We start from the raw sequence: 15,118 nt of genomic DNA on the forward strand, positions 1-15,118 counted from the left end.
CTAGTGCCCTGTTCTGCTTTACTCCTCCCCTTCGCAGGGGAGGGAACACTCATCAGTTTTGTGACGCGTAGGCCAGGTTCGCGGTACCGACCTGAGTAATGCTGGTCAGAGAGCCATTCGCACCTTGTGAAGCCTGGGCATAGTTGCCTGAACCGTTCTGGGACACGAGCACTTTGCTGCCGTTAGCGCTCTGAGAAACGTTAGCGCCGTTGTATTCACCTTTTTGTACCACACTGATCAGGCTGCCATCACCGGTCTGAGTCGTCCCGGCGCTATTTCTGTAGCCATCCTGACTGATTGCGGTCAGCGATTTTTGTGCGCCAGATTGAGTGGCATTCGCCAGGTTTGCCGTGCCCTGCTGGTAAATCTGAATTTCAGAATTCCACTGAGTGGCTGTGAATGTCGGCACAGTTGATGAAGGTGGATTATGACCGTGGTCAGAGCCACCCCCGCCATGACCAGGACTGGTTGCAAATGCACTGCCACTGACGACTAAAGCGGAGACTGCCACAATTTTCCAAAGTTTCATGATGCTACCCCATTGGTTTAATATCGGATGTTTGGTGTGTTAATGCTGTGTCACTCTAATCGCCATTCCTGACGAATTTTGCACGACGCCGCCGCTCTGGTTCGTACCATTCTGGCGAATTTCCGTCACACTCCGGCCTTTTTGCAGAATGTATGCGGTATTGCCAAAATTCTGTTGCGTAATGGATGCATCCCCGCCACCGGTTTGCGATACGTAGGCAAAATTATCGCTGCCGCTTTGGGATATATCCGCGTTATTTCCATTACCTCGCTGATTCACCAGCGCAGTATTCTCTGACCCGGACTGACGGATAACGCCGGAATTTCCAGAACCCGTCTGATAAGTGGTGGCCAGATTGTTATTACCGTTCTGATAAATCACTGACGAATTCCCCGATGAATTCCTTGCGCCAGCAAAAATCTGATCCGGCACCTCAGAATTCATTTCCGGATAGGCCATATCAAATTGCTGTGCATGAATGCCCCAGGAGGTTGAAAGTAACGCCAGGGTCAATAAAGTCTTTTTCATTTCGTCACCCTGTATATACCGGCACCACACTTTGCTTACCGGCTAATTGCTGCTGACGAATTGATTATGGTGTTTGCTCAAAATAAGGAACTCACCCGCTCGTCGTATTTTAATTTCAGACGTCATCAAAAAGCATGAGGCGGTATTTATCATACGGATTGACCAGCGCGTCTCAGTAAAAGATCAGCACGGCTAATCAACCCATGGCATTAATCCTAAAGTTACAGAGCAAACCGTTTTAAATAATCACACAAATGCAACTATTCTTAATTCTCTCTGAAACTAAAACAGCCCTAAAAGAGATCCCCCGCACATTTCCACCCCTTAACAGTCGCTTAAAAATGCCTTCCCGCTGCCTTGCGGCGCGGTTTAACAGGGCATAAAGAAGCCTGCAGATGTGCTCACCTAAGTAAAATCAATACGAAAAGATAAACCAGTTTGAGTTATTTAAGGCGAAATACGCAGCCGGCTGGTGTTTGAGCCCCCTTAATTCGCAGCGCTATCTGACAAATATGCTGTCTTAACAAGGCCAAACGTTAAGATAGTGTAAATTTATTACTTAAGCCCTCTTTAATAGGGCGGAATTTAATTTCCCGGAATACATAAGGAAAGCTTTATACATTTTCAGTTACATTTTGAAACATAAATAAGCCTTGCGTAAGGTAAACCAAAAGCTAAATTGAGTCAGTACCGCACATAAACCACCTGAAAATATTATGTGCCTCAGGTTGTGAATATTTGCTACTTTCAGATATGCACAGCAAACATACAGCTATAGATTTAGCAAAATAAAATCTCAGTCTATTCCGTGCCTTTTCAATATTCAGGCAGTGGCAGACTGTGGCTATAAAAATCAGGGCAGGGTTTCATTATGAGTAATGAAGCAGCAATCAATAATAATATTCTTTTATTAGTGACCAAACCATCATTACAAGCCAGTGCTTTATTGCAACAATTAAAACAGCAACTTTGTGTCAATACCCGGCTGCATAATATCCATAAATCACTTGAGGATCAGGCGCTTCAACAGGCATTAATTCTCTTCGATATGATGGAAGCCGATCGCCGGACAATTGAACTGTGGCAAACAGCTATTAACCGCTATCACGACAACGTGAAGTTATTATTATTAAACACACCTGATAATTATCATTTTCGGGAAATTGAAACCTGGCCGGGGATCAGCGCCGTTTTTTATCTCTCCACTGACGAAGAACATCTGGTGGAAGGGATCAGAAGCGTGATCCGCGGAGAATGTTACTTCTCTCAGGGCTTCGCCAGTTACCTGATCAATCAGTCCGGTGCTTTCCGTCATCTTCACTCAGAAGAAACCGGCCTGACCCATCGTGAAAAAGAGATCCTCAATAAGTTACGTGTGGGCGCCTCGAACACGGAAATCGCGCGTTTGCTGTTTATCAGCGAGAACACCGTCAAGACGCATCTCTATAATTTATTTAGAAAAATCTCGGTTAAAAACCGTACCCAGGCGGCGTCCTGGGCGAATGACAATCTCAAGCGCTGACATCATGACTATTTGCATAAAGGGCTTCTGGCTCTGGCTGGCGCTGTTATGCGCCACCTGCCTGCATGTTCAGGCTGCGGATATAAAAGACCCGGGGCTTATCACCGACAGAACCGTGACATCGGTCGGCCACGATTTTTACCGTGGCTTTACCGGCAAATGGGAACAGAACTACCCGGAAACCATCACCATTTCAGAAAGGCCCAGCGCCCGCTGGGGGAGCTGGATCACCATAAAAATAGGTCAGGACACCCTGTATCAGACTTTGCTGTTTCCCAACCGTCGCAATTTTAATAAGGACGTCGATACCGCCATTGCCGGTGTAACCGAAGCGTTATCACGGCGGCAATTAGACAAAGCGTTACTGGGCACCGGGGATCTCGCCCATGACGAATTTTAATGCACAGCCTCTTAAGGAGAGCATCGTGAATATTCCAGTCTCAGCTTCGCGTTCAGTCATGCTGCTGGCATTGCTGACGGCGTCCCCGGTTTCCTGGGGCGGCAATATGGTTTTCCAGTTCATCAACCCGAATTTCGGCGGCAACCCGAATAATGGCGCGTTTCTGCTCAACGAAGCTCAGGCGCAAAACTCCTATAAAGACCCCGATGCGTATGACTTCGGGTCCACCTCGACGTCTGCACTGGACAATTTCACCGCCTCAATTCAGTCACAATTGCTGGGCAGCCTGATGGGCAACGTCAATCAGGGAAAACCGGGGCGACTGGTAACACAGGACTTTATCGTGGATATCCAGAATACCGACGGACAGCTGGTGATGAATGTCACTGACCGCAAGACCGGTAAAATTTCCACTATTCAGGTTCAGGGTTTGTCCGCCACCACCAACTGATTCCGACGATCAATAAAAACAGGAACGACATCATGCGCAGCTATTTATTACTCATCGCAGTTTTTGTGTTGAGCGGGTGCCTCACAGCAGCACCGAAAGAAGCCGCAAGACCGACATTATTGCCCCGGGCGCCAAGCTATACCGATCTGACGCATTTGCCTTCGCCGCAGGGCCGGATTTTTGTGTCGGTCTATAACATTCAGGATGAAACGGGCCAGTTCAAACCGTATCCGGCCAGTAACTTCTCGACCGCCGTGCCACAAAGCGCCACAGCGATGCTGGTATCGGCACTCAAAGATTCAAAATGGTTTATCCCGCTGGAACGTCAGGGGCTGCAAAACCTGCTGAACGAACGCAAAATTATCCGTGCCGCGCAGGAAAATGGCAGTGTCGCGATCAATAATCAGCGGCCACTTTCCTCGCTGGTGGCAGCGAATATTCTGATTGAAGGCTCGATAATCGGTTACGAAAGTAATGTGAAATCAGGCGGCGTGGGGGCGCGGTATTTCGGTATCGGTGCCAGTACGCAATACCAGCTGGATCAGATAGCCGTGAACCTGCGCGCTGTCGACGTCAATACCGGCGAGGTTTTATCTTCCGTAAATACCAGCAAAACGATTTTGTCGTATGAAGTGCAGGCCGGGGTGTTCCGCTTTATCGATTATCAGCGGTTGCTGGAAGGCGAACTGGGCTACACCACCAATGAGCCTGTGATGTTATGCCTGATGTCGGCGATTGAATCCGGCGTGATTTATCTGGTGAATGACGGTATCGAACGTAACCTGTGGCAGTTGCAGAACCCGTCGGAGATCAACTCACCCATTCTGCAACGCTATAAGAACAACATTGTCCCTGCCGAATCCTGATAAGAGGCAGTTGGCGAAGGGGAACCGTGGGTTGAAACGGTTTCCCTTCTTTTTTTATCCGACAATCTCAGGTTTTGCTTTCCTCGCTTTTCATCACCTGCCGGTAATTATTCACCCGCTTTTTATCCTCAAGATTAAAGTCCGGATCGAGATAAATGCTCAGCCGTTTGATCAGCAAATCTTCAAAGACAAAGACAGTGCAGAAATGATGGCTGCCGACTTCGGACGTCGGCCAGCGGTCACCGTTTTGCATCACGCCGCGCATCTGCCCTTCCAGCACAATGGCATCTCCGTCACTCAGAAAGCGGAAAGCGTTCTGAATATGTTGGATCTTGTCGATTTCAAGCGCAAAGCGTTTACCCAGTTCCCCCAGTGAAGACTTTCCCTGCGCGGTGCCAAATTTTGGAAAAAACAGCACCACATCTTCAGCAAAGAGATCCAGTAAAGAGGCATCTGCCTGATCCAGTTTGGCGTAGAAATTCTTAACAATTTCAATGCGCTTTTCTTTCAGTTCATGTTCTGCCATTTTCACCTCGAAATTCTCCATCCAGTCCATAAGCCTAGTGACTGCCGCTGATTTTGCCAGTTATGAAGGGTCGCTCACAAAACGCTGAGGCCGCTCAGGTGAAGAGTTTTCTGCACCGGAAGCCGGAACCCTCTACACTGGCATGCGTTTTTAACAACATGTCCTCTTACACTTTCGGAGAGTCACGGATGTCTCAGTTCAACAGAGCAGGTCGCGCGATGCCGCCTCTGCCCGTTCCCACCCGCTGGTTAATCCTTGCGATTTGCCTGTTGCAGGGGTTCCTGCTGTATTACTTCTTTTCAGATCACGCGGCCATCAGATATGCCGGGTTCTCTCATAATATTTACGGCCAGACTATGGCATTAACATTACCGGTGCTGATTTCTCTGTCAGTAGTACAGCCTGGTGATCGCCGGTTCTGGGGCGGAACGGGGTTACTCATCCTGTTACTGGCGGGCATGGCAGCCTGGGCGAAAAGCAATATCGCGGCAACGTCCGGGGACAGCGTGATGGTGCCGTTTAACCTGTCGCTGACGCTGCTGGTCTTTTTTGTTTTGCCGTGGCTACAGGTGCAGGCGTTCCCGGCAGAAAGCCGTTACCGTTACGCCAACCTTTCCGCCTGCTACAGCCAGAATACGCTGTGCGCCATGCTGACGTTGCTGATGATGCTGCTGGCCGTTGGCGTGATGGCATTATGTGCCGGGCTGTTCCGGGTGATCGGCATTGAATATTTCCATGAGCTGTTTTTCGATACGCCGCTGTTTATGCATCTGGTGTTCGGCCTGCTGCTGGGCATCAGTATCGTCACCTGCCGCACGCAACCGGCGCTGATGAATACCACCCGCAATATCATCCGTTTTATTCTCAAAGGCCTGCTGCCGCTGGTGGCGTTCGTTGCGCTGATTTTCCTGTTCGCCCTGCCGTTCACCGGCCTGACGGTGTTATCGCAAGCCTGGTCCGCAGCCAGTTTGCTGACCACCATGGCGCTCGGCATTCTGCTGCTGGTTAACGTGGTACGCGAAACCGATCACGCTGAAAAACCGTATCCGCGGGCGATCCGTTTGCTGGTGAATGCGGCGATTTTACTGCTGCCGGTGTATGCCGTGCTGGCGCTGTATTCCACCGGCCTGCGCGTTTCGCAATACGGCTGGACGCCGCAACGTCTGTGGGCGGTGCTGGTGATCAGCGTCACGCTGATCGCCGCCCTTTGCTACAGTTTTTCGGTGATCGATAAACGCCCGGACTGGCTGCCGCGTATTACCCAATTCAATAAGCCGTTGTCGCTGCTGGTGGTCATTCTGTTGATGGCGGCCAACAGCCCGCTGCTCGATCCTTACCGTATCAGCGTCAACAATCAGATTGCGCGACTCGACAGCGGCAAAACGCAGGCGAAGGATTTCGATCTGAAGATGCTGCGTTTTGATACCGGTCGCCGTGGCAACGAGGCGCTGACAGCGCTGCAACAACACCCCGCGTTTACTGCCGATCCGCGCCTGCAGGTCACACTGAAAAATATGATCGCGCAGACATCACGCTGGGGCGCTTACGATGATAAAGAGCATGCTGCACTGGCTGAAAATTATCGCGTGGAAGACGCTAAGAAGATGATTCAGCTTGCGAAAGGCGCGGTATCCCCCGACGACACCTGGTGGAAAAACCTGCCGCAGCTGGATGAATACCGCAACACACTGCGCGACTGTCACAGCCTGCAGGGCGCGTGTATCGTTAATACGCTGGATTTAAACAACGACCGGCAGAAAGAAGTTTTCCTCTGTAATACGCTGGATACGCCTTCCGTCAACTGCCGTATTTACGCCAGACAGGCCGGGAAATGGGCGCAAACGGGAGAACTTTATCTGTATGAAGAAAAGGATAACCCTGCGCTGATCACTGCCCTGCGCAACGGCGAGGTCAAACCGGTAACGCGTAAATGGGCTGACGTACAGATTGACGGTAAACGCCGGGTCATTCATTACAAACACGACGAAGAATAATCGCCTCCCCTTCACCGGCAGATTTCTGCCGGTGAATCCCGCTTTATTTTCCCGGCATCATGCGCAGTAAGGTGTCATCTTTGCGCAAGTAATGATGATAAATCGCTGCCAGCGCGTGCAGGCCAATCAGGTAATAACCGCAGTTTGCCAGGAATTCATGCGCCGTTTTCACCGTGCGGCGTACATCGGGATCCGGCGTCACAAACTGTGGCACCGGCCAGCCGAATAAAAACCACTCCCGCCCGCCAAACTCCAGCGTCAAAATCCCCAGCACCGGCAACGACAGAAACAGCAGATATAACACCCCATGCACTGCATGGGACGCGGCTTTTTGCCAACGCGGCACGGGCGGCGTGATCGCCGGTGTCGCATGGCGGGTCCGCAGGAAAATGCGCACAAACATCAGCAACCAGACACAAATCCCGAAATTAAAATGCAGCAAACGCACCAGCGGCTGATTATCTTCAGGGAAATAATCACGGGTCAGCATCGCCGTGTAGGTCAGAATAATCATCAGTAACGTTGCCCAGTGCAGGCTGATCTGCGACAGCGAATAACGGGTTTTCATGAGTAATTTCCTCGCCGGAGGATAACGTGTGGAAAACAGGAATATTGCCCTGAGTATAGAAAGGAATTGCGCAGACTTTGTGGATATACCCGCAACAGGGATTAAACGCGGCAGACATTCACCTTTCCGCTCATAATGACAGGAAAAGTGAATAATTTGACCGGTGATGTTCCCTGTCTGTCCGCACCGCTCTTTATAATCAACGCACACTAAAATAGCATTGTCTGATGCGGAGTTTACGATGAAATTGATTAGCCAGAGTTTTGAGAACGGTGCACCTATCCCGGGTGAGTTTTCATTTGCCGTGAAAGATACCCAAAACCACATTGCACTTTCCGATAATAAGAACCCGCACCTGGCGTGGAGTGATGTGCCGGAAAATACCCGTTCGTTTGTGCTGGTGTGTGTGGATCCGCACGTACCAGGCCGCCCGGACGACGTGAATCAGGAAGGCAAAGTGGTGCCAGCTTCGCTGCCGCGCATCGATTTATTCCACTGGCTGCTGGTGGATATTCCGGCAGATGCTCGCGAAATCGCCGCAGGCAGTCACAGCAACAGCGTGACGCCGCACGGCAAACCCGCGCTGCCCGCCAGCGCCGGAATGCGTCATGGCATCAACGGCTATACCGCATGGTTTGGCGATGATGAAAACATGGGCGGCGACTATTACGGTTACGACGGCGCGTGCCCGCCGTGGAACGATGAACGGGTGCATGACTACGTATTTACGCTGTATGCGCTGGACATTGAAAAACTGGATTTGCAGGATAAATTCTTTGGCCCGGATGTGTTGCAGGCCATCGAAGGTCACGTTCTGGCGCAGGCCAGCCTGACCGGCACCTACACGTTAAATCCCAATCTGGATTAAAGTCCGCAGGCAGGAGAAACCATGTCCTCTGAGCAGCACAGTCACGCCGTGAGTCTTTTGCCAAATAAATTGCCGGTCAGTCATGACCGGCAATTTTCACGGGCCGAGCCTTATCTGCAACAGCCTCATCAGGTGTCGAATTTTCGTTTTTTTGAGCCTTCGCTGCTGCGGGTAAATTCTGGTCAGCTGGCGCTGCGCCATGAAAACGGCACGTCGGTGCAGCTTGGGAATTCGGAACATCTGATCGTGGTGTCGCAGCATACGCTGGCGCACGTCAGTAAAACGCCGGACGCGGCAAACGGTTTTTTCTCGTCGCTGTATCTGGGGTTTTCACCTGCGCTGGTAGCGGAATTTTATCGCGATAACGCCCGCCTTCTGACTGCGCTGTCGCCGCTGAACGGGTTTGAAACTCTCCCGCTGGATGACGAATTACGCGATACGCTCGATTTTTGCCTGCGCGGGATCGGCAATCCGGCCAGTCATACAGTGCAGCGAAATCGTCTTACCGCCGTACTTATCGCGCTGGCAGAACGCCGCATATTGTTTATGCCGCGCGCCGCAGAACCGCTCGGTACACGTCTTACCGCCCTGCTGGCGGCCGCGCCGGAATTTGCCTGGACGGCCGCCAGCGCCAGCCAGCAACTGGCGATGAGCGAAGCCACGCTGAGAAGGCGTCTGGTGGAAGAGCAAATCAGTTTTCGCACGTTGTTGCAGGATATCCGCATGCATCATGCGATCACCCTGCTGCAAACCACGCGCTGGAATCTTTCGCAAATCGCGGATGCCTGCGGTTATCGGGCCAGCTCGCGTTTTTCCCTGCGCTTCAAAGAGCGTTTTGGCTGTTCGCCTGCCGATATTCGCTGAACAAACCGGCCGCATAAAAACAAAAAAGCCAGTCATCTGAATGACTGGCTTTCATTTATCGCTTTCAGCGCATCAGAATATTATTCGTTAACGGCCTGTTCCGGCTCCACAGGCGGTTCACCCGCCGTTTTTTTCGGTGGCAGCAAACCGTCTGCCCGGAACATCGCTTTGATGCCGCGCACCGCCTGGCGGATCCTGTCCTGATTCTCGATCAGGGCGAAACGCACATGGGTATCGCCGTAATCACCAAAACCAATGCCCGGCGACACACAAACTTTAGCGTCGGCCAGCAGACGTTTGGCGAATTCCAGTGACCCTAAATGCGCATACGCAGGCGGAATTTTTGCCCAGACATACATCGACGCTTTCGGATTTTCCACCATCCAGCCCGCTTCATGCAGCCCGCGTACCAGCACGTTACGGCGCTGGCGATATTGCTCGGCAATGTCTTTCACGCATTGCTGATCCCCTTCCAGCGCCGCGATGGCCGCCACCTGCAACGGCGTGAAGGTGCCGTAATCGTGATAACTTTTGATACGCGCCAGCGCGCTGACCAGTTCAGGATTACCGACCATAAAACCGATGCGCCAGCCCGCCATGTTGTAACTTTTCGACAGCGTGAAGAATTCCACCGCAATGTCTTTTGCACCCGGCACCTGCATGATTGACGGCGCTTTCCAGCCGTCGTATACGATGTCGGCATACGCCAGATCGTGGATCACCAGCACGTTGTATTGCTTAGCCAGTGCCACCACGCGCTCGAAGAAATCCAGCTCCACGCACTGCGCCGTCGGGTTGGACGGGAAGCCGAGGATCATCATTTTCGGCCGCGGAATGGTTTCGCGAATGGCTTTTTCCAGCTCGGCAAAGAAATCTACACCTTCAGCCAGCGGCACAGAACGCACCTGCGCACCGGCAATCACGGCACCATAAATGTGGATCGGATAACTTGGGTTGGGCACCAGAACGGTGTCGCCGTGATCGAGCGTCGCCAGCATCAGATGTGCCAGCCCTTCTTTCGAACCGATAGTGACGATAGCTTCACTTTCAGGGTCGATCTCTACCTGATAACGATCGGCATACCAGCGGGAAATCGCACGACGCAGACGCGGAATGCCGCGTGAGGTCGAGTAACCGTGCGTGTCTTCACGCTGCGCAACCTGCACCAGTTTTTCCACAATGTGCGGCGGTGTCGGGCCGTCGGGGTTACCCATACTAAAATCGATAATGTCTTCGCCACGATGGCGTGCGGCCATTTTCAGTTCAGCGGTAATGTTGAAAACATACGGGGGAAGACGATCAATACGTGAAAAACGACGGGGTGAACTGGAATCAGCCATAATTTCCTCTGGGATACGTAAGCGCCCGGACCGTCCGAGCGACGCTGGCCGCGTAACGGCCTTCTACGAACATAACGCAGAGGAAAATGGCTGTCGAGATACTGCGCATTCTTTTTTTTACTGCGGACGCGGATCGGTCGCCAGCAGCCCCAGCAGCCAGTCGTTTTTCCACTCGTCGCCGATCCGGTAGCTGTCCCGTAAACGGCCTTCCATGAGGAATCCGCATTTTTCCAGCACACGGCGCGAAGCGTCGTTGCCTTCCAGCACGTTGGCCTGCAGACGGTGAAAACCACACTGGTCAAACGCAAAGTTCAGCACTTCGCGCAGGGATTCCACTGCATAACCTTTGCGCTGATGTTCAGGCGCCAGAATGAATCCGACTTCGCCCTGTTTATAGGGCCGCCAGTCCGGGAAAAATCCGGTCAGCCCCACCGCCGCGCCGGTGTCTTTTTCGCGGATCAGCAGGCACAGCCAGAAATCACTGTAGCGATCCCAGTGACCAAGACGTTGTTCAAAACGGCTATGAACTTGTGCGTGGGTTTCGATATCGCCGATAAAACGCATGACGTCCGGGGTCTGATACAGCCGCAAGAAAAATGCCCAGTCGTCAGCCTGGATGGGCTGCATGATCAGCCGCGGCGTGGATAACAAAATCATGTCGGAATGTGCTCCTGTGTCTGGCGATGGTGAAAGTCTGACCTTTTACATATAATAACCGCTGAATCCATTTGGCACGCTTATCTTTCAATCGTGCAAAGAGCCTAATCTGCCATGCCTCACATGTTCGATATGCTGCTGGCGGTCTTCGACCGTGCGGCGCTGATGCTCATCTGTCTGTTCTTCCTCACGCGAACCCCGCTGTTCCGCAAACTGCTGCACAAAGAAAATGAAACCCATACGCCGCTGGAACTGACTGCGGTCACCGCCATTTTCTCGCTGTTCGCCATTTTCGGTACGCTCTCAGGGATCAACGTCGAAGGCTCACTGATCAACGTGCGTACGATCGCGATCATGTCGGGCGGGATCCTGTTCGGGCCGTGGGTCGGGATCATTACCGGCCTGATTTCCGGCACGCACCGTTTCCTGATCGACATTCACGGACCAACGTCTGTTCCGTGCCTCATCACCAGTATTACCGCAGGTTTCCTTTCCGGTTATATCAATAAGAAAGTCAAAAAATCACTGCACTGGAAAGTCGGCATTCTGGGCGGCATGCTGTGCGAAACGCTGACCATGATCCTGATTTTACTGATGGCGCGACCGTTTTCGCTCGGGCTGGATATCGTCATGAACATCGCTGCACCGCTGATCCTCGGAGCCAGTTCCATCGGCCTGATTGTGTTGCTGGTGCAAAGTGTCGAGGATGAAAAAGAGGTGATTGCCGCACGGCAGGCGCGGCTGGCGCTGGATATTGCCAATAAAACGCTGCCGTACTTTCGCAATATAGATGGCCGTAACATAGAAGGCAGGAATATCAACGCCGAATCCCTGGCCAGTATCTGTAGCATTATTCGTGATGATATCGACGCCGATGCGGTGGCGATCACTGATACCAAAAACATTCTGGCGTACGTCGGCGTGGGTGCTGAAGAGTATAATATCGGCCATGAAACGCTGAGTGAGATGACCAAAGCGACGCTGGAAAGCGGTGAAATCACGGTCAGAAACAACGATGAAATGCACCGTACGCCGCAAATTCACTCGCTGATTATTATTCCGCTGTGGGAAAAAGGCGAAGTCACCGGCTCGCTGAAAATCTATTATTGCGACCCGCACCGCATCACTTATTCGCTGAAAGTGATGGCGATCGGGCTGTCGCAAATTATGTCGACGCAGATGGAAGTATCACGCACCGAACAGTTGCGCGAGATGGCCAATAAAGCCGAAATGCGGGCGTTGCAGAGCAAGATAAATCCCCATTTTCTGTTTAACGCGCTGAATGCGATTTCGTCGTCTATCCGCGCCCGCCCCGACGTGGCGCGCCAGCTCATCATCAACCTTTCCCGTTATCTGCGTTATAACCTGGAACTGAACGATGAACTGATCGACCTGCGCAAAGAACTTCATCAGGTACAGGATTACATCGCCATTGAGCAGGCGCGGTTCGGCAGCAAACTGACGGTGATTTATGACATTGATGACGACATTTCGGTGAAAATTCCCAGCCTGCTGATCCAACCGCTGGTCGAAAACGCCATTGTGCACGGCATCCAGAAATGCAGCGGAAAAGGCGTGGTGGTGATTTCAGTGAAGCATCAGGCTGACGGTATCAGGGTGTCAGTAAAAGATACCGGCCACGGTATTAATCAGGAAACCATTGACCGTGTGGCACGCAATGAAATGCCCGGCAACAAAATCGGCCTGCTCAATGTGCATCACCGTGTTTCATTGCTGTATGGTCAGGGCCTGAGCATCCGCCGTCTTGAGCCAGGCACCGATATTTCGTTTGTTATTACCCACGCTCCTGCAAAAGTCACGCAAGCCCTTGAGAGCAAAATAGCCTGACTACAGGGACGCTTTTTCATTTTACCCGCCCGCCTTTCGGGCCATCGCACCGGGAGATAATTCAGTGAAAGCGATTATCGTCGAAGATGAAGTACCGGCTCAGGAAGAGCTGAGTTATCTGATTAATACCCACAGCAGCATCAGCATTGAAGCAATATTGGATGACGGGCTGGACGTGCTTAAATACCTGCAATCACATGAAGTGGACGCGATTTTTCTCGATATCAGCATCCCTTCCCTTGACGGCGTATTACTGGCGCAAAACATCAGTAAGTTTGCGCATAAACCTTATATCGTGTTTATCACCGCCTATAAGGAGCACGCCGCAGAAGCCTTTGAAATCGAGGCATTTGATTACATTCTTAAGCCTTATCACGAGTCACGCATTGTCACCATGCTGCAAAAGCTGGAGTCACATTTTCGCCGGGATAAAGAGCTGACAGTGAAGGAACCGGGCGATAAACCGGAAGGTGTTGCCCCCGTCGCGGGCAGCACCCCGCGTGTCAGTCACAGCATCAATCTGATCAAAGATGAGCGGATTATCGTTACCGATATCAACGATATTTATTACGCCGCCGCGCAGGAAAAGGTCACGCAGGTATATACCCGCAAAGAAGAATTCACCATGCCGATGAACATCACCGAATTATGCAACCGCCTGCCGGAGGAGCATTTTTTCCGCTGTCATCGTTCGTACTGCGTGAATTTGTCGAAAATCCGCGAGATCGTGCCGTGGTTTAACAACACCTACATTTTGCGCTTAAGTGATCTGGATTTTGAAGTGCCGGTGAGTAGAAGCAAGGTGAAGGAATTCAGGCAGTTAATGCGGTTTTGATCGGGCTTTTGAAATAGAAAGCCCGATTCTTCCGCTAAGTCATTGGAGTTGCAGCAAGGCGGCAAGTGAGAAGATCCCGATGAGCTGACTGATGTCAGTGATTCGGGTCTTCGAGCGCAGCCAACACCGCTGCAACTTCAAGGACGAAGAGGAAGGCCGATAGACTGACGCAGGTACGCCCCGGCACCCACAAGCCCCGGCTGATCGTGCGTGATCAGGAACACCGGAATATCCATCAGGTAATCTTTGAAGCGGCCTTTGTCTTCAAACGCGGCACGAAAACCGGAAGCTTTGAAGAAGTCCAGGAAGCGCGGAACAATGCCGCCGGCAATGTACACGCCGCCGAAGGTCCCCATGTTCAGCGCCAGGTTGCCACCGAAACGCCCCATGATGACGCAGAACAGCGACAGTGCGCGGCGACAATCCAGATTTTCGTCTGCCAGCGCCAGTTCTGTCACGTCTTTCGGTTTGAAGTTTTCCGGCACGCGGTTATCTGATTTAACAATGGCACGGTAGAGATTCACCAGCCCCGGACCGGAGAGAATACGCTCGGCAGAAACGTGCCCCATTTCGGTACGCAACTGCTCAAGAATGATGTCTTCTTCTTCGCTGTTTGGCGCGAAATCAACATGGCCGCCTTCGCCCGGCAGACTCAACCATTGGTTATTGGCATGAATTAAGTGTGCGACGCCCAGCCCCGTGCCAGCACCGTAAATCACTGCCGGTTTGCCGTCCTGCGCTTTTTTACCGCCGAACTGCAACAGGTCATCTTCTTTCAGCATCGGGATCGCCATCGAAACGGCGGTGAAGTCATTGATCACTTCCAGATGTTGCAGGCCAAGGTTTTTCTTCATTTCGGCAATGGAAAAGGCCCACGTATGGTTGGTCATGGCCACCCAGTCGCCAGTGATCGGGCAGGCGATGGCAATACATGCATCCTCAACATCCTGATGCTGCTGCGCGAGGTACTCACGCACCACGGCTTCGAGGCTGTCGTAATCCAGCCCGGAGAAAGTCTTAGACTGAGAAATATCGCCGCTGTCCAACGCGCAAAGCGCCAGGCGGCAGTTGGTGCCCCCGACATCGCCCACCAGGGAGTATTTGGTCATGTTATTCTCCGCAAAAGTAAATTCATTATGCTGCGCATTTGCGCCAAATTCGTGTGGGCAAAATAGCGGTAATTGCTATACGCTGCAACGCAGTTTTGAAGCAACCCACATTTATGCAGCATGCCACACAAAATAATGTCGACAGCCCGCAAACCGACTTTGCCGGGATTCATCTAAGCTATCAGAGCAAACAAAATTATAAATAAGGAAATA

General features: G+C 51.9%; 16 protein-coding genes. 9 read left to right on the plus strand and 7 right to left on the minus strand.

Annotation, left to right across the window (positions count from 1 at the left end; genetic code table 11):
• Positions 1–52 precede the first annotated feature (52 nt).
• Positions 53–529 carry a curli major subunit CsgA gene (gene csgA / locus ABIC79_RS05920; RefSeq protein WP_013574473.1) on the minus strand — a complete coding sequence of 159 codons (477 nt, stop codon included), beginning with the start codon at positions 527–529 and terminating at the stop codon, positions 53–55.
• A gap of 39 nt (positions 530–568) precedes the next feature.
• Entirely contained in the window at positions 569–1,057 is a 489-nt protein-coding gene (locus ABIC79_RS05925; protein ID WP_354566627.1) for a curlin, read from the minus strand.
• Positions 1,058–1,928: 871 nt separating this feature from the next.
• Between ABIC79_RS05925 and csgD the strand changes: the two genes are divergently transcribed.
• Genes csgD through csgG form a run of 4 tightly spaced genes read left to right on the plus strand, consistent with a single transcriptional unit; the run spans position 1,929 to position 4,296 of the window.
• Positions 1,929–2,579 (plus strand): biofilm master transcriptional regulator CsgD, encoded by a 651-nt coding sequence (csgD, locus tag ABIC79_RS05930; RefSeq protein WP_013574471.1) that lies wholly within the window; start codon positions 1,929–1,931, stop codon positions 2,577–2,579.
• A complete protein-coding gene (gene csgE / locus ABIC79_RS05935; protein ID WP_013574470.1) occupies positions 2,560–2,979 on the plus strand; it encodes a curli production assembly/transport protein CsgE in 420 nt (139 codons plus the stop codon). The genes csgD and csgE overlap by 20 nt, the downstream gene beginning before the upstream one ends.
• A gap of 58 nt (positions 2,980–3,037) precedes the next feature.
• Positions 3,038–3,430, plus strand: a complete 393-nt coding sequence (csgF, locus tag ABIC79_RS05940; protein ID WP_369794818.1) for a curli production assembly/transport protein CsgF — start codon at positions 3,038–3,040, stop codon at positions 3,428–3,430.
• Between the two features lie 32 nt (positions 3,431–3,462).
• On the plus strand, positions 3,463–4,296 hold the full coding sequence (gene csgG, locus ABIC79_RS05945) for a curli production assembly/transport protein CsgG (protein ID WP_013574468.1): 834 nt from the start codon (positions 3,463–3,465) through the stop codon (positions 4,294–4,296).
• Positions 4,297–4,363: 67 nt separating this feature from the next.
• Here csgG and ABIC79_RS05950 read toward each other — a convergent pair whose 3' ends face one another.
• Positions 4,364–4,822, minus strand: coding sequence for a nuclear transport factor 2 family protein (locus tag ABIC79_RS05950; RefSeq protein ID WP_013574467.1), 459 nt, complete (start codon positions 4,820–4,822; stop codon positions 4,364–4,366).
• 188 nt (positions 4,823–5,010) lie between these two features.
• Here ABIC79_RS05950 and ABIC79_RS05955 point away from each other — a divergent pair, with 188 nt between their 5' ends.
• Complete coding sequence (locus tag ABIC79_RS05955; protein WP_112151249.1) at positions 5,011–6,816, plus strand: DUF4153 domain-containing protein; 1,806 nt, start codon at positions 5,011–5,013, stop codon at positions 6,814–6,816.
• 43 nt (positions 6,817–6,859) lie between these two features.
• On the opposite strand, the gene ABIC79_RS05960 is transcribed toward ABIC79_RS05955, so the two are convergent.
• Complete coding sequence (locus ABIC79_RS05960) at positions 6,860–7,384, minus strand: cytochrome b (protein ID WP_037036325.1); 525 nt, start codon at positions 7,382–7,384, stop codon at positions 6,860–6,862.
• A gap of 241 nt (positions 7,385–7,625) precedes the next feature.
• Here ABIC79_RS05960 and ABIC79_RS05965 point away from each other — a divergent pair, with 241 nt between their 5' ends.
• Positions 7,626–8,252 (plus strand): YbhB/YbcL family Raf kinase inhibitor-like protein, encoded by a 627-nt coding sequence (locus ABIC79_RS05965; RefSeq protein WP_013574464.1) that lies wholly within the window; start codon positions 7,626–7,628, stop codon positions 8,250–8,252.
• Positions 8,253–8,273: 21 nt separating this feature from the next.
• Positions 8,274–9,116: a helix-turn-helix transcriptional regulator gene (locus ABIC79_RS05970; RefSeq protein ID WP_354566628.1), complete on the plus strand. Its 843-nt coding sequence runs from the start codon at positions 8,274–8,276 to the stop codon at positions 9,114–9,116.
• A gap of 80 nt (positions 9,117–9,196) precedes the next feature.
• Here the strand turns inward: ABIC79_RS05970 and alaC are convergent, their stop codons facing one another.
• Positions 9,197–10,456 (minus strand): alanine transaminase, encoded by a 1,260-nt coding sequence (gene alaC, locus ABIC79_RS05975; RefSeq protein ID WP_112151252.1) that lies wholly within the window; start codon positions 10,454–10,456, stop codon positions 9,197–9,199.
• Between the two features lie 117 nt (positions 10,457–10,573).
• Positions 10,574–11,113, minus strand: a complete 540-nt coding sequence (locus ABIC79_RS05980; RefSeq protein WP_112198044.1) for a GNAT family N-acetyltransferase — start codon at positions 11,111–11,113, stop codon at positions 10,574–10,576.
• Between the two features lie 114 nt (positions 11,114–11,227).
• On the opposite strand from ABIC79_RS05980, the gene ABIC79_RS05985 reads away from it, so the two are divergent.
• A complete protein-coding gene (locus tag ABIC79_RS05985) occupies positions 11,228–12,961 on the plus strand; it encodes a sensor histidine kinase (protein ID WP_013574460.1) in 1,734 nt (577 codons plus the stop codon).
• 64 nt (positions 12,962–13,025) lie between these two features.
• On the plus strand, positions 13,026–13,796 hold the full coding sequence (locus tag ABIC79_RS05990; protein ID WP_013574459.1) for a LytR/AlgR family response regulator transcription factor: 771 nt from the start codon (positions 13,026–13,028) through the stop codon (positions 13,794–13,796).
• 137 nt (positions 13,797–13,933) lie between these two features.
• On the opposite strand, the gene glk is transcribed toward ABIC79_RS05990, so the two are convergent.
• Positions 13,934–14,905, minus strand: coding sequence for a glucokinase (gene glk, locus ABIC79_RS05995; RefSeq protein WP_013574458.1), 972 nt, complete (start codon positions 14,903–14,905; stop codon positions 13,934–13,936).
• Positions 14,906–15,118: the final 213 nt, after the last annotated feature.

The sequence above is a fragment of the Rahnella sp. 2050 genome, assembly GCF_040544515.1.
Lineage (GTDB): Bacteria > Pseudomonadota > Gammaproteobacteria > Enterobacterales > Enterobacteriaceae > Rahnella > Rahnella aceris.

Bases quoted from the DNA above. Each gene is read 5' to 3' on its own strand.
- ABIC79_RS05955 (WP_112151249.1), top strand. From the start codon at position 5,011: ATGTCTCAGTTCAACAGAGCAGGTCGCGCGATGCCGCCTCTGCCCGTT.
- csgF (WP_369794818.1), top strand. From the start codon at position 3,038: ATGCTGCTGGCATTGCTGACGGCGTCCCCGGTTTCCTGGGGCGGCAAT.
- ABIC79_RS05950 (WP_013574467.1), bottom strand. From the start codon at position 4,822: ATGGCAGAACATGAACTGAAAGAAAAGCGCATTGAAATTGTTAAGAAT.
- glk (WP_013574458.1), bottom strand. From the start codon at position 14,905: ATGACCAAATACTCCCTGGTGGGCGATGTCGGGGGCACCAACTGCCGC.
- csgG (WP_013574468.1), top strand. From the start codon at position 3,463: ATGCGCAGCTATTTATTACTCATCGCAGTTTTTGTGTTGAGCGGGTGC.
- ABIC79_RS05965 (WP_013574464.1), top strand. From the start codon at position 7,626: ATGAAATTGATTAGCCAGAGTTTTGAGAACGGTGCACCTATCCCGGGT.
- alaC (WP_112151252.1), bottom strand. From the start codon at position 10,456: ATGGCTGATTCCAGTTCACCCCGTCGTTTTTCACGTATTGATCGTCTT.
- ABIC79_RS05970 (WP_354566628.1), top strand. From the start codon at position 8,274: ATGTCCTCTGAGCAGCACAGTCACGCCGTGAGTCTTTTGCCAAATAAA.
- ABIC79_RS05925 (WP_354566627.1), bottom strand. From the start codon at position 1,057: ATGAAAAAGACTTTATTGACCCTGGCGTTACTTTCAACCTCCTGGGGC.
- ABIC79_RS05985 (WP_013574460.1), top strand. From the start codon at position 11,228: ATGCCTCACATGTTCGATATGCTGCTGGCGGTCTTCGACCGTGCGGCG.
- ABIC79_RS05960 (WP_037036325.1), bottom strand. From the start codon at position 7,384: ATGAAAACCCGTTATTCGCTGTCGCAGATCAGCCTGCACTGGGCAACG.
- csgA (WP_013574473.1), bottom strand. From the start codon at position 529: ATGAAACTTTGGAAAATTGTGGCAGTCTCCGCTTTAGTCGTCAGTGGC.
- csgE (WP_013574470.1), top strand. From the start codon at position 2,560: ATGACAATCTCAAGCGCTGACATCATGACTATTTGCATAAAGGGCTTC.
- ABIC79_RS05980 (WP_112198044.1), bottom strand. From the start codon at position 11,113: ATGATTTTGTTATCCACGCCGCGGCTGATCATGCAGCCCATCCAGGCT.
- csgD (WP_013574471.1), top strand. From the start codon at position 1,929: ATGAGTAATGAAGCAGCAATCAATAATAATATTCTTTTATTAGTGACC.